This is a genomic window from Floccifex sp., assembly GCF_051873555.1.
Taxonomy (GTDB): domain Bacteria; phylum Bacillota_I; class Bacilli_A; order Erysipelotrichales; family Erysipelotrichaceae; genus Floccifex.
In genome coordinates, this window is record NZ_JBJEEY010000045.1 from 1 (window position 1) to 14,221 (window position 14,221).

Sequence of the window (14,221 nt, forward strand, 5' to 3'; positions counted from 1 at the left end):
GATCATATCCTCCTTCACATTGATTGGCAGCCGTAGCGCCTCCCCATAAAAAGTTGTCTGGAAACATAATTTCTCCTATTTATTGACAGAAGCCATTCTAAAATATGTATATGGCTTTCCTTTTATGGAAACCGATAACTGATAAATGTTTTCTGGACATGTACATCCCGCAAAGCCTCCATCTCCAATCGCATGAATATCAGCGCCTGTTTTCTTCATTTCAATCGCAATTAATCGAACTGTATCTGGATCGGCTCCTTCTAATGAACTATTTAGAAAACACATTGCCAAGGTACCCGGTTTATATGTATGAACAAAAGTAACTAAATCTCGAATCGTTTCTGTACTCACGCCAGGTCGAGAACCAGGACAAGTTAAATCGATACAATCTGCTCCAGCATCAATTAATTCCTGAATAATTTTTTTTGTATCTTCTTCACTTCGTCTAGGATCGCCTAAAACAGGTTCTGTAATACCATCTTCCCATTTACCAGCCCAGACAAACAATTGATCCTTATATGTTTCTTTTACCCATTTTGTACATTCAATAATGTCTTGAATCGAAGTACCAGATCCTGGATTCCCTCCAAGAACCACAAAATCCACACCCATGTCTACACATTTTTGAACATGTTCACGTGTGCAAACCATTCCTTCACGACGATACAATGCTTTCTTCCCACCGTCTTGGCTACCTTCTTTTGGACATCCTAAATACACACCAATAGGACGATTACAACGTTTTTTTAATTCTTGAAATGTTAATCCTTGCAGCCCGGGATTATTTTCCATGTTATCTAAATCCATCGTATTTAATAAAACCATATCCGCTCCCCAGGCAAACATAACTTCCGTATTGGTAATCCCTCTTACCAATCCTTTTCCATCAAATAATAAATGTTGACCACAAATAACTCTTCCCTCAGATTTAAAAATGGATGTTTTTAAATCCATGGGACTCATTGTTTCAAAATCACTTTTTGATGCACTAATTAATCGAACAATATTATTCATACTAAACTCCTGTAAAGAAAGGAAGAATTCTTCCTTTCTTAGTCTTTATATCCAAATAAATACGTTAATACACAAGATGCGATCAATGCAAAGAACATTGCCACAACAAAGTAAATAAATCCTTCACCAATGAACAATGGGAAACTTAAGATTCCAACTGGTCCACCTGCTAAAGCCGCTGAATTTCCAGCTGCTGCAATTCCACCAGCAATGGCTCCACATGCCACACCAATATAGAATGGCTTTTTATTTGGTAAGTTAACTCCATAAATGGATGGTTCAGTGATAGAGAATACACCTGTAATACCAGCAGAGAATGCTAATTCTTTTAATTCTAATTTTTTCGTTTTTAATGCCACTCCTAAAGCAGCCCCTGCTTGTGCCCAGTTCGATGGTCCAGTAATGGCATTGATTGTATTACGTCCATAAAGAGCTAAGTTTATTTGTCCTAATGGAACAATTCCCCAGTGTAAACCAAAGACAACTAAGATTTGCCAAGCGCCTCCTAAAATGATTCCCGTAACAATTGGACTAAAATTATACAATGCTGTATAGGCAGCTCCAATTCCATTTTGAAGAATCGAGAAAACAGGTCCAAATACTAAGAACATTAAAGGAACTGTAATCAATAAAGAAAGTAATGGACTTAAGATATTACGACAAACTGCTGGGATTTTCTTACAAGCTTTTTCCACTTTTGACATAAACCAGATTGTTGCGATAATTGGAATAATAGCGGATCCATATCCTTGTTTTGGCATCGATAACGCAATTCCAAAACAACTTAATCCATCGCCTGCAACCGCTCCTGAAATCGTTGAACTCACCATTGTTAAGGCAACTGCTACTGCAATCATTGGATTACATTTAAAATATTTTGCACAGTTATAAGCCATATAAACAGGCAAGAAAGAATAGACTGCATTATAAATTTCATTAATGACAATATATGTTCCATCTGTTGCTGCCAATAAACCAAATTGAGTTGCTAACATCAACAACGCACGAATCATACCACCACCAATTAATACAGGAAGAATTGGAGTGAAAATATTTGTGACCACACCAATGATCTGATCCATGAACTTTCCTTTTACTTTTAAATCATCTTTTTCAACTGCATCAATTACTTTTCCCGTAATACCTGTTAATTCTACGACTGCATCAAAGGCATCCGATACTTCATTTCCAATAATACATTGTGTTTGACCACCCGATTGAACAACATTAATCACACCATTAATTTTCTTTAATTCATCAATATTTGCTTTTGAATCATCTTTTAAATTAAAACGAAGGCGCGTAGCGCAATGTGTAATAGATACAATATTTTCTTTACTTCCAATGCCATCAACAATTTGTTGAGCCACTTGTTTCCAATTTTTTGCCATATGTTTTCTCCTCTTATTGAAGCAATTTGTGCACGTCTTTGCTTTGTGACCATAAAATATCATGCATAAAATTTAAATTAAAGCGTTTTCATTTATATTGAAATAAAGTTACAAAAAAAAATAAGAAAAAATTCAATTCCTTCTTATTTTATGAAATATTATTACATTAACGAGTAAATTGCTTATCATTTACATCTTTCGAAATACTCAAATGCTTATCATAATCCCGTGCAAACAACAGAGCATAAATACTATCCAAAATAAAATGAAGCATGATCAATCCCGCAAATCCATCAATTTTATTTCCAATGGAAATATCTTCATCCATTTCCATATAATAAACATAATTTACTTTTGAAACCAAAGGTGACAAACGATTTCCTGTAATTAAAAACGTTTTGGTGCGTGAATGTGACAATAATTCTACACAATCCGTAATACTTCGTGTTAACCCAGAATACGATACAATCATCGCAAATTGATGCTGGGTTGATGAATTGGCTCTATATTTTTTTGATGAAGAACCCAAAATAAGATTGGTATTATAGCCAATACGATTCATTTTTTCAACAAATAAACCCGCTACTTTAGCTGACATGCCTGAAGCATATATATCAATGCAATGCGTCTTAATGATTTCATGAATCACTTGATCAATAACTGTATAATTAAAATTATTTTTAGCACTTTCAATCGCAGAAATACTAATATCCGCAATATTCTGGATAATATCTTCTTTTTCATCCATTTTCGAAAACGGATAATTCAAATCAATGGATTTCAACATTTTATTTCGAACAGTATATTCTTCCATTACTTTCACTTTAAAAGAACTATAATTCTTACATCCCACCTTTTTACAAAGACGCGTAATTGTTGGAGGCGAAACAAATGTTAGATTGGCTAATTCATTTAAAGACAATTCTGAGAATTCATCTATATTCGATAAAATAAAATCCGCTACTTGTATTTCATTGGGTGTTAAATTCTCTTTTTTCATTAAAATTTCCAATACCATATCTAAATTATAAAAGAAATTCATTTAAAAAAAACAATTTTTTCGATAAACTAATATTCATGAAATACGATTTGACAAAAGGAACCATTCTTCCATCTATTCTATCATTTACTTTACCCTTATTAATTGGAAACATCCTGCAACAAGCTTATAATTTAGTCGATACCTATGTCATTGGACAAGCCATGGGAGCCAATGCCCTGGCAGCCGTTGGTTCCTGTTATACATTAATGACCTTTATTATTTCTATTATTACAGGATTGTGCATGGGAAGTAGCGCTTTGTTTTCTTTTTATTTTGGACAAAAACAAGAACAAATACTACAAAAACGTATGAGTTCTTCTTTTCTCTTGATTGGACTTTTTTCCATTCTTCTACAATTTTTCTGTATCTACAAAATGGATTTCATTCTACAATTTTTACATACACCAGCATCTATTTTAAATGACACAAAAGAATATCTTCAAATTATTTTTTATGGAATCCTTTTTTTATTTTTATATAACTATTTTGCCTATGCCCTTCGCTCCATAGGAAATTCAATTATTCCACTATACTTTTTAGGACTTTCCACTCTTACAAATATTATTTGTGACTTTATTTTTGTGATGTACTATAACATGGGTATTTCAGGCGTTGCCTGGGCAACCTTATTCAGTCAAATACTAAGTGCAATTTGCATTGTCATTTATTGTATCAAACAATCTCTTTTTCATTTTTCTTTTCAAATACAAGGACTAAAAGAAATACTGTCTAATTCATTTGGAGCCTGCATTCAACAATCCATTATGAATTTTGGAATTCTGATGATTCAAAGTCTAGTCAATACATTTGGTGCCACCGTTATGGCTGCCTTTGCGATTGGAGTAAAAATTGATACCCTGGCTTATATGCCCGTACAAGAATTTGGGAATGCCTTTTCTACTTTTCTAGCTCAAAATTATGGAGCCAGACAAAATGAACGTATGCAAGAAGGAACAAAAATTGCTTTGAAAATGATTATTGGATTTAGTTTATTTATTTCCTGTATTGTCTTTCTTTTTTCAAAACAACTGTTAATGATTTTTTCTAAGGATGCATCGGTTTTATCGATTGGTATTCAATACCTGCACATAGAAGGCAGTTTCTATATATTCATTGGTTTATTATTCTTTTTCTATGGTTATTTTCGTGCATTGAAAAAACCAGGTATATCCATCATTTTAACCATAGTATCATTAGGAACACGAGTTTTTCTTTCCTATGTTTTCGCACCCATTTACGGCTATTCCATCATCTGGATTTCCATTGTGATTGGATGGATATTTGCCGATCTTTTTGGATTTATTTTCAAAAAAAGAGAAACTAGAAGGGGGATCTAGTTTCTCTTATATAGTATCCATTATATTGACATCAATACTGTCTATATTTCTCTTTTATGATTGATTTCTGTCATGAAATCATAACTCTTTTTTGGAATTCTTTCCTGTGTTTTTGTATTCAATTCCAATAAACCATAACGATTTTTAAACGCATTACGAGCCGATACATTATCTATAAAAGACCAAATCAAATAACCTAAACACGTTTCTGTTTGAATCGCATTTTTTAAATGCGCTGAAATAAAATCAATTCGATAGTCATCCTGAATCTGTCCATTTTCTCTATATCGATTCTCATTCGCAATTCCGATTCCATTTTCACTAATAAACCATGGAATAGAATCATATTCTTTTTCAATACGTTCTTTGACATCTAAAATCGCCTGTGGATAAATTTCCCATCCACGATCAGCATTGAATTGACGATCTGGTTTCACATATAAATCGTAATATTTACTTGGATGGAAAAACCCTTCAAATGCATTTTCTTTTTCTTTTACACGAATTGGAAAATAATAATCCAATCCCAATATATCAATTCGATATTCTCCAATTAATTCTAAATCTTGTGACTCATAAGAAAACATACAATCATTTTCTATTAACACTTGCATAAATTCATCGGATATTTTTCCTTTTACATAAGGATCCAAATAAATACGAACCTGAAGCAAATCCGCATAGAACCATGCTTTCATGTCTTCCTTAGAATTGCTTCTAGGATAAACTGGCGTGTAATGAATCATAGCCCCTAATTTTCCGTTGTATTTTTTTTGAAAAGGAACATATTCTTGTTTAGCAATCGATGTTGCCACCATTTTATGAAAATGTGCCTGATAACATTTTTTTGGATCATGAACAAATGGATACCATATTGCATCCATATATCCATTATCAATTGGAATATTCGGTTCTGTAAACGCAAAGAAATAAGGCACACGATCCGCAAAGCACTCAAATACTTTTCGTACATAAATACGATAATAATCCAGCATCTTACGATTACACCAGCCATCAAATTCTTCTAAAAAAACAGCTGGAATATCCCAGTGTTCCAAAGAAACAAAGGGCTGCATGCCAAATGATAAAATCGTATCAATCACATCGTTATAAAAAGCCCTGGCTTCTTCATTCACAATTCCTTTTTTTACGTCTTTTAAAAAATAAGGCCATTGAATCGTAAAACGAAAAACATTCATACCCGCTTTTGCCATATATTCAATGTCTTCTTTATAATGATGAATAAAATCACAGGCATCATCCACACCTGTAGACTCATACCACAAAGAGGGATTGCTTTGATAAAATACATCCGCCCAACTTGGATTGGATTTTTTATGATTTCCTTCTATTTGCCAGGCACTGCTACTGGTTCCAATAAAAAATGTTTCTGGAATTTTCATTTTTACACCTTCTTTAATCGATTCAAACAAATATAAATCACAACTAATATTAAAATCGTAACAACCATAATTATTGCCATAACTGGTACTTCAATCAATGTATTTCCAAAATACAAATGACAGTCTACGCTTTCTTTTAATGCTACAATCAATTCATTTGGATACTTTAAAGAACTCATTTCACGAAATACACCCGCAAAGAAATGATTTCGAATCATGCTTGTTCCATATGTTCCTGGTAAACATAAAATGATTTTTTGTACAGTATCTGAAAATTGACTAATTGGCATATAAGCACCGCAAATAAATCCATATCCTGCCGAAACAATGGTTCCCACTGCACTGGCTTGGCCTTGTGTACTTAATGGAAATGTAATACAAGACGATAGTATTGTTCCAAATAAAACAAGGACAACCACATCTAAGAAAATATAGATTACATCCATAGTTTCTAAATACCATCCCATATATTTAATATAGCCAAGACAAATAAGAGCCGCAATAAAATTAATTAAAACAGTAGAAATAAATGTCGCAATGGCATAGGACAAAGCCAATGTGCTCTTTTTTATAGGTGTTACATCTAAATCCATGCGAATACCATTGGCTTTATCTTGCACCATGATTAAATTGGAACAAAACGCCACCGTAATACAACTCACAGCCAGCAAAGAAGACACCAATTCACTGGCTACACAACCTTTTATTAATGAATCCGATGCATTAAATATCGACAAACTGTCACGGAACATACTTTCATAGGTACTACTTAAAAATGTTCCATATAAAACCAGCAAAATCAAAGGCGTAATCAAGGAAGTCAAAAACATTCCTTTGTCTTTAAAATACAGCTTTACATTTCGTTTTACTAAAGACATCATTGCTCCATTCCCCCCTCTAATGTTTTACCTGTCACATTTAAAAATACATCATCCATCTTTCCCTTTGTGATTTCATAATCACGAAATAAAGACGGATTCTTTAAAATTAAGTCCGTAGCGACTTTTGTGTTCTCCACTCGGATTTTATAACCATCACGTATTTTTTTATACGGAAGATGGAATGAACAAATATCTTTTTCTTCAACACCATATAACGTAATATAATCATACGCATATTCATTTTTTAATTGTAAAGGAGAACCATGTGCTACAATACGCCCATGATCTAAAATCACTACATAATTGGCATCTGCTGCTTCTTCCATATAATGTGTTGTAAGAAAAACAGTCATATTTTCTTTTTTACGCAATTCTTCAATAAAATCCCATAAAATACGACGCGTCTGTGGATCCAATCCCGTTGTAGGTTCATCTAAAATTAAAATCTTAGGCCGATGCATCAAAGCCCTCGCCACATCAATTCGTCTTCTTTGTCCTCCTGATAATTTTGAAATGGGTCGCTTTAAATAAGAAGAAAACTGAAGTTGTTTCGATAATTCATCAATTCGGATTTCAATTTCTTTTTTTGATAAACCATACAAAGCCCCTCTAAAACGTAAATTATCATAAGCACTTAAATCCTTATCTAAAGCACAATTCTGAAAAACCACTCCCAGTCTTTTCTTAATTTCTGTACTCTGTGTCTCTAAATCCAATCCATCAATCCATATACTTCCTGAATCCTTAGATAATTGTGCACACATAATATTGATTGTTGTGGATTTTCCAGCACCATTGACACCTAAAAACGCAAACAATTCTCCTTCTTTTACACAAAAACTTAAATCATCGACGGCTTTTACATCTTTATAACTTTTATTTAAATGTTGAATTTCAATAATATGTTCCATAGAATACCTCTTTCAAATTTATTATAAATAAAAATAAAAAAAGAAATAGACACAAAATCATAACAATGTGTCTATTTTTTAGTTTTTTCTCTTTGAAGTGTTGCTTCCTTTATTAATGTATATAAAGAAGAAGTGACAGGTACACTAAACAACATCCCTAAAATACCTCCTAGATTTCCTCCTATCGTGATGGCAGCTAAAACCCAGATGGCCGGTAAATTAATTTTAGATCCTACAACTTTTGGATAAATCATATTGCCTTCAATTTGTTGCAGTATCAAAAAATAAATCACAAAGATAATGGCTTTAAAAGGAGATATCGTTAAAATCATGATGGCTCCCACAATGCATCCAATAAAAGCTCCCACAATAGGAATTAAAGCCGTAACACCAACTAGTGCACCAATCATAGGTGCATATGGAAGTCTTAACAACAACATTCCAATCATACAAAGTGTTCCTAAAATAATCGCTTCTGTGGCCTGACCGGCAATATAGAGTTTAAAGACTTTACTACAAACTTCACAAACATGAATGATATAATTCGCAATTTTTTCAGGAATCCAGGCTCTTAATAAACGAGAAGACTGGTGTTTTAATTTTTCTTTACTCATAAGAATATAAATCGAAAAAATCAATCCCACAAAAAATGTAATAAAACCACTCACAAAAGAACCAATAAGATTGGCAGCTGAATTCACAAAATCTTTTCCAAAAGACATAAACCACGATTCAATGGAACTCTTTAATGCCATCCAGTCAATATCCAATGACATGATATATTCTGAAAAAGGAATAGAAGATGTATCGGTATTGGATAATATATCAATAAAATCCAATAAAATATCAATTATTAATTTAATAGCTTGTATAAATTCTGGTATAACTAAAACAAATACACCTGCAAAAATTCCCAGCACAAGGACAATGGAACAAACAATGGATATAGGACGAATACCTTTTTTCATTTTCTTTGACAATTGTCTTTCAAAAAATGACATAGGAACATTTAAAATCAAAGCAAAAATGAGTCCTAATATCAATGGAAAGGCATAGCCAAATAAAATCGAAATAAAATGTACTATATCTTGAAAATATTTAATACCTAAATAAATTAAGACACAACAAGTAAAGGTGGCAATAATCCATTTAGAAATTTTAAACAATCCTTCATCTTCTTTAAACATTCGCTTCCTCCTTTATCTTTTTTATTGTATCTTGATATATTTCTTTACGAATATTCAGTAAATAATCGGAAAATGAAACTTGATCAAATCCATAAGACAAATTCAAATCATATTCAAAATCAAGCCATGTCGATATATCGGAAACATTGTGTTGAAACACGGCTTCCATTTTATCAATCGACTTATAAATTTTAGCTTCCAATGTCTTTTGTTCCTTCATTTCTTCAAATAAATTCCGAAGTTCTTCATTATATGGAAAAGGTAAAGACTCTATCCATTGAAATAAAGAAACCTCTTCTTTTTCTTCATCTTTTTCTGTTTTTTCAAAAACAGGGATATCTCCTGTAAAAACTTCTCCTAAATCATGAATCAAACACATCACAATAACTTTATTCATATCTACATCGTTGAATTCATCTTTCATAAAATAAGCCATTAAAGCCATTAACCAGCTGTGACTGGCTACACTTTCCTTTTGATTATTGGATGTAAAACAATGGCGCATTATTCCTTTTAATTTTTCACACATTAATAAAGTATCTAATAAAATTCCTGGTTCCATAGTAATTACGATTGTACACTGTTTTCTTTCAGATTGCATCTTTTATAGTTATCGTGACATGAAAGAAACCAAAAATAAGAGAAAAAACAAATAAAAAGATGGAATGACAAAAAAGAGAACTCATAAAAATTTGAAGAAACGGAAGAATGGAAAGAGATAGTACTTTGAATAAAGATTTTTTATTCCACATAAAAAACCAAATGAAATTGTATAAAATCAAACAAATTCCATTTGATAAAACATAATATACAAAATGTAGTTCCTTTGAAACCATCATAATCATAAAAAACATACATCTATAGCGTCCGATTTGTTCTCCAACTTGAAAAATAGGACAATGCCATGTATTTTCAAATACTTCTTTATGAAAAAAAATTTAGAAACAATACACCATATCCATTAATCCGCATGTTTGATCCACTCTTTCACATCAAAACAAGGAATATTGGCTTCCATGCACTTTTGTACAAAAACACCTTGTCCTTTGATTAATTTATTTGAAAAAGAACCATCATAGATTTCCAATACACCACAGCTTGGAGAACGAGACTGTAAAATAAGAGCATCTACTTTTTCTTTTTGAATAGTTTCTAAAGTCAATTGCGCTCCTTTTTCAAAATAAAACGTTTTATCTTCTCCTTCTTTTGAAATTACTTGATTTCCTTTTCTTTCACATGGAACACGAGGAATGGGTAAACCTCCTGTGCATTCAGGACAAATGGGAACAATTTCATGGTTTTCTAAAGCTCTAATTAATTCCTTTGATTCATTGTTTTTTCCATTATATTTACAATTAATTCCCAGTAAACAAGCACTGACACCATATTTCATAAAGAATCATCCGGGATTACAATAGCTGCTAAAATATAAGCTAAAATCCCACTTCCTCCTGCTAAAATAAATACAATCCATGCTAAGCGAATGAGAGTTGGATCTATATTGAAATATTCTCCAATACCTCCACAAACCCCGGCTAACATACGATTCTGACTTGATTTATATAATTTACGATTCATATTAGACTCCTTTCAAAAAATCTCGACGATACTGAGAAGGTGTAATACCTTCATGTTTCTTAAAAACTTTTGTGAATACACGATAATCATAATATCCACATTGACTCGAAATATTGGAAATTGATTCATCGGATGACAACAACAGTTTTTTGGCTTTTTCCATTCGAATATTAGTTAAATATGTTAAAAATCCAACACCTATTTCGGTTTTAAATAATTGAGAAATGTATTGTGGATTTAAATGAAATTCATCCGCTAATATATTTAAACTTAAATCCTCTTCTAAATGATCTTGAAGAAATTTTGTAATGGATACAATGCTTCTTTGATTGCTGACAACTTCTTCTTTTTTTGTTTGATTTTGAAATAAAGAAATCTTCAAGTGTTCAATACAATTTCCAAATTCTTCATAATTTACGGGTTTTAAAATATAATCTGTAATTTTTAGTTTTAAAGCCTGGCGACAATATTCAAAATCATCATAACCCGAAACAATCACAAAAGCCATATCCGGATGTTTTAAACGCGAACATTGAATGACTTTTAATCCATTCATAATAGGAATATTGATGTCCATAATCACAATATCTGGAACAAATTCATCAATTTTTGCCAATGCTTCCATTCCATCACTTGCTTCCGCAACAACCTGGCATCCATGACTTTCCCAATCAAATAAGCGCTTAAATCCTTCACGAATCATAATTTCATCATCCACCAGCAATACATTTAATTTTTTCATAGCGTCTCCTTTTGAATGTTCAATACCAAATGAGCACTCACTCCTTGTTGCTTATGTACATACGACAAACCACATTCTTTTCCACACAATAATTTAATTCGTTTTTGCACATTTAATAAACCAATACTATTGCCTTCTAATTTAAAAGAAAGCTTATCATAATTATTTAACATATCATCGACTTGTTTCTTCTTTTCTTCTGTAAATCCACTACCCGTATCTTGAACAACAATTTCCATATATGTATCATCTAATTGAAAAGCACGAATACTGACTTTTCCTTTATATCCCATATTCTTTAATCCATGCAATAAACTATTTTCAACAATGGGTTGAAGAATAAAGTTAGGAACCAGGGCATCCCCAAGCTCTGGATCAATATCGTATTCCACTTCAATTTGTGGATATCGATAACACATCAATTCCATATAAGCTTCCAGTAAATCCAATTCATCGTCTAAAGCCACCATTTGACGATTAACTTTTACACTATTGCGAAAAAACTCCACTAAACGCATCAATAAATCTGCCACTTGTTTGTCTTGATTTAATTGAGCTTGTATTCGAATGGTATCCAAGGTGTTATATAAAAAATGTGGGTTGATTTGACTTTTTAAATATAACATTGACAATTTTTGTTCCACTAATTCAGCTTGAAGCAAAGCCGGGTTTTCCAGTGTTAAGAAAAAAGATAATGTCATTAATGTAAGTCCCATTCCACTAATCAAAGACAACGGGAAAAAGCCTTGAACCACACATCCCACAAATTCAATACATAACGCAAATCCTATAACGTCTCTTTCTTTTCTGGGAAGTTGTTCTCGGTTTTTCATTAAAAGAGATGTACATAAAATTAAATATAAAATGACACAAATATAGACACAAGCTACATACAATCCATAGGAATAATTACCTTGTGGTGTTTGTACATAATACATAGGTAGTACACAACTACAAAATAAACCAGCAACCAAGATGACCTGAGCTGGAATAATATTCTTTTTTTGATTGGTTTCTTTCTGAACAAGAAGAGCAATATATTTATAAAACAAATATACAGCCATAATCATGGTTCCAATAAAAATTCGATGAATGATTTCATTAAATAAGGCATTCACTGTTTCTAAGTGATTAACAGTATAAATAGTAATTCCATCGGCTGTAATATGAATCAGCATAACAATCAACAAAACAGAAAAAGTCTGATGCAGGGGATTGTTTTTTCTTTGTCCTGTAAAATATACAATCGCAACTAAACATAAAATAAAAAATAAAGCAATTTCCATTCGAATCATGATTCCACCTCTATTTTTATTTTATGAAATTTCATCTAAAAACAATAGACATAGAATTCTTTTTTTTGTGTCAAAAATATATATAATAACTATATGGAACGCATAAAAATCAAAGACATTGCTCAACAACTCGGTGTAAGTACAGCCACTGTGTCCAATGTCATTCACGGAAAAACAAATAAAGTATCAGCTAAAACAATTGAACGTGTACAAAAAGCTTTAGAAGAAAATCAATATATTCCAAGCATGGCTGCTATTTTATTAGCACAAAATGCATCTCCAATCATAGGAATCTTTATCAATGACCATGAAAAATATGAAGGACATACTTTATCTGATTTCTTTATTTCATCCTCATTAAATGCTCTATCCAATGAAATTGACAAACAAAATCGTTTTATGATGGTTAAGAAAACAAAAAATGTTCAGGACATTATTCAATTTGCTTCCATGTGGAATTTAGAAGGACTCATTGTGATTGGTTTTTGTCAACAAGATTATTCCATTCTTCGTAGACAAATGCATATTCCTTTTGTAGTTTATGATGGATTTTGTAATGAAATGGATAATATTGCCAATATAGTAATTGATAACTTTGATGGAGGATATAAAATGGGAAAATATTTAAATCAAAACCATTCCCATGCCTTACTTTTATCCGATAACGATTCTGGTGTAGATCACGAAAGAATTTGTGGCTTTCAAAAAGGTTTTTCAGGAAACATTACATATTTACAAATACCCATGGTAAAAGAGAAACGATGGAAATTTTATCAAGAACATATTCAAATCATTTCAAAAGCCACTTGTACTTTTGCCCTGTCAGATTATTATGCCATTGATTTTATTCATTTTCTAAATACACAGAATATTTTCGTTCCAGATTCTATGAGTGTTGCTGGATTTGATGACACGCCCATTTGTACGATGATACATCCTTCCTTAACAACCATTAAACAAGACAATGCATTACGAGCTAAAATCGCAATGGAAATGCTCCAAAAATTAAAAAACCATGAAATAAAGGATACAACGATCCAATTACCGGTTTCTTTAATCGTTCGCGATAGCACAAAATAAGGTTATGCGTTTAACCTTTGAGTTTTATTCTCTCTCTAGCTACAATAAGAACAGGAGGAACCTGTTATGAAACGTAGCTTTTTTTATAGTGTATGTGCCCTGGCCATTCCTGTCACCCTTCAATCTATGTTACAGTCTTCTTTTGGAATCATTGACCAAATTATGATTGGACAACTTTCTTCGATTCACGTTGCCAGTGTTGGACTGGCATGTAAATTTACTTCTATTTTTTCTGTTGTGATTAATGCCATTGGGGTGGTATGTGGCATCATGATGGCACAATATATTGGACAAAACAAAGAAAGTTGTATTTGTCAATCCAAAATTGAGCCACCTTATCAGTTTAAAATTGAGCCACCT

At 32.1% G+C, this 14,221-nt stretch carries 16 protein-coding genes; 3 read left to right on the forward strand and 13 right to left on the reverse strand.

From position 1 onward, the window contains the following. The 4 genes from ACI32A_RS02600 to ACI32A_RS02615 form a co-directional block, all read right to left on the reverse strand. Positions 1-67 (reverse strand): family 1 glycosylhydrolase (locus tag ACI32A_RS02600; RefSeq protein ID WP_439753479.1); only part of this gene is annotated, 67 nt, incomplete at its 3' end. Between the two features lie 8 nt (positions 68-75). Beyond that, a complete protein-coding gene (locus tag ACI32A_RS02605; RefSeq protein ID WP_439753464.1) occupies positions 76-1,014 on the reverse strand; it encodes a DUF7916 family protein in 939 nt (312 codons plus the stop codon). A gap of 38 nt (positions 1,015-1,052) precedes the next feature. Beyond that, a complete protein-coding gene (locus ACI32A_RS02610) occupies positions 1,053-2,405 on the reverse strand; it encodes a PTS transporter subunit EIIC (RefSeq protein ID WP_439753465.1) in 1,353 nt (450 codons plus the stop codon). A 166-nt stretch (positions 2,406-2,571) separates the two neighbouring features. Further along, positions 2,572-3,423, reverse strand: a complete 852-nt coding sequence (locus ACI32A_RS02615) for a MurR/RpiR family transcriptional regulator (protein ID WP_439753466.1) — start codon at positions 3,421-3,423, stop codon at positions 2,572-2,574. Between the two features lie 59 nt (positions 3,424-3,482). Between ACI32A_RS02615 and ACI32A_RS02620 the strand changes: the two genes are divergently transcribed. Next, on the forward strand, positions 3,483-4,784 hold the full coding sequence (locus tag ACI32A_RS02620; RefSeq protein WP_439753467.1) for an MATE family efflux transporter: 1,302 nt from the start codon (positions 3,483-3,485) through the stop codon (positions 4,782-4,784). Between the two features lie 41 nt (positions 4,785-4,825). Here the strand turns inward: ACI32A_RS02620 and ACI32A_RS02625 are convergent, their stop codons facing one another. The 9 genes from ACI32A_RS02625 to ACI32A_RS02665 all read right to left on the reverse strand — a co-directional run bounded on the left by ACI32A_RS02625 (position 4,826) and on the right by ACI32A_RS02665 (position 12,781). Then, complete coding sequence (locus tag ACI32A_RS02625) at positions 4,826-6,187, reverse strand: glycoside hydrolase family 1 protein (protein WP_439753468.1); 1,362 nt, start codon at positions 6,185-6,187, stop codon at positions 4,826-4,828. 2 nt (positions 6,188-6,189) lie between these two features. Further along, on the reverse strand, positions 6,190-7,068 hold the full coding sequence (locus tag ACI32A_RS02630) for an ABC transporter permease (RefSeq protein WP_439753469.1): 879 nt from the start codon (positions 7,066-7,068) through the stop codon (positions 6,190-6,192). Next, positions 7,065-7,979 (reverse strand): ABC transporter ATP-binding protein, encoded by a 915-nt coding sequence (locus ACI32A_RS02635; protein ID WP_439753470.1) that lies wholly within the window; start codon positions 7,977-7,979, stop codon positions 7,065-7,067. Before ACI32A_RS02635 ends, ACI32A_RS02630 begins: the two co-directional genes overlap by 4 nt. Before the next feature lie 71 nt (positions 7,980-8,050). Further along, entirely contained in the window at positions 8,051-9,166 is a 1,116-nt protein-coding gene (locus tag ACI32A_RS02640; RefSeq protein WP_439753471.1) for an AI-2E family transporter, read from the reverse strand. Further along, positions 9,159-9,728, reverse strand: a complete 570-nt coding sequence (locus ACI32A_RS02645) for an HD domain-containing protein (RefSeq protein WP_439753472.1) — start codon at positions 9,726-9,728, stop codon at positions 9,159-9,161. Before ACI32A_RS02645 ends, ACI32A_RS02640 begins: the two co-directional genes overlap by 8 nt. Before the next feature lie 399 nt (positions 9,729-10,127). Then, positions 10,128-10,559, reverse strand: coding sequence for a DUF523 domain-containing protein (locus ACI32A_RS02650; RefSeq protein ID WP_439753473.1), 432 nt, complete (start codon positions 10,557-10,559; stop codon positions 10,128-10,130). Further along, entirely contained in the window at positions 10,556-10,744 is a 189-nt protein-coding gene (locus ACI32A_RS02655; protein ID WP_439753474.1) for a PspC domain-containing protein, read from the reverse strand. Before ACI32A_RS02655 ends, ACI32A_RS02650 begins: the two co-directional genes overlap by 4 nt. Before the next feature lies 1 nt (position 10,745). After that, on the reverse strand, positions 10,746-11,486 hold the full coding sequence (locus ACI32A_RS02660) for a response regulator transcription factor (RefSeq protein ID WP_439753475.1): 741 nt from the start codon (positions 11,484-11,486) through the stop codon (positions 10,746-10,748). Then, entirely contained in the window at positions 11,483-12,781 is a 1,299-nt protein-coding gene (locus ACI32A_RS02665) for a sensor histidine kinase (protein WP_439753476.1), read from the reverse strand. The genes ACI32A_RS02660 and ACI32A_RS02665 overlap by 4 nt, the downstream gene beginning before the upstream one ends. 93 nt (positions 12,782-12,874) lie before the next feature. On the opposite strand from ACI32A_RS02665, the gene ACI32A_RS02670 reads away from it, so the two are divergent. Both ACI32A_RS02670 and ACI32A_RS02675 read left to right on the forward strand, forming a co-directional pair. Continuing rightward, positions 12,875-13,861: a LacI family DNA-binding transcriptional regulator gene (locus tag ACI32A_RS02670; RefSeq protein ID WP_439753477.1), complete on the forward strand. Its 987-nt coding sequence runs from the start codon at positions 12,875-12,877 to the stop codon at positions 13,859-13,861. Between the two features lie 66 nt (positions 13,862-13,927). Further along, a partial coding sequence (locus ACI32A_RS02675; protein WP_439753478.1) for an MATE family efflux transporter occupies positions 13,928-14,221 on the forward strand: 294 nt, incomplete at its 3' end.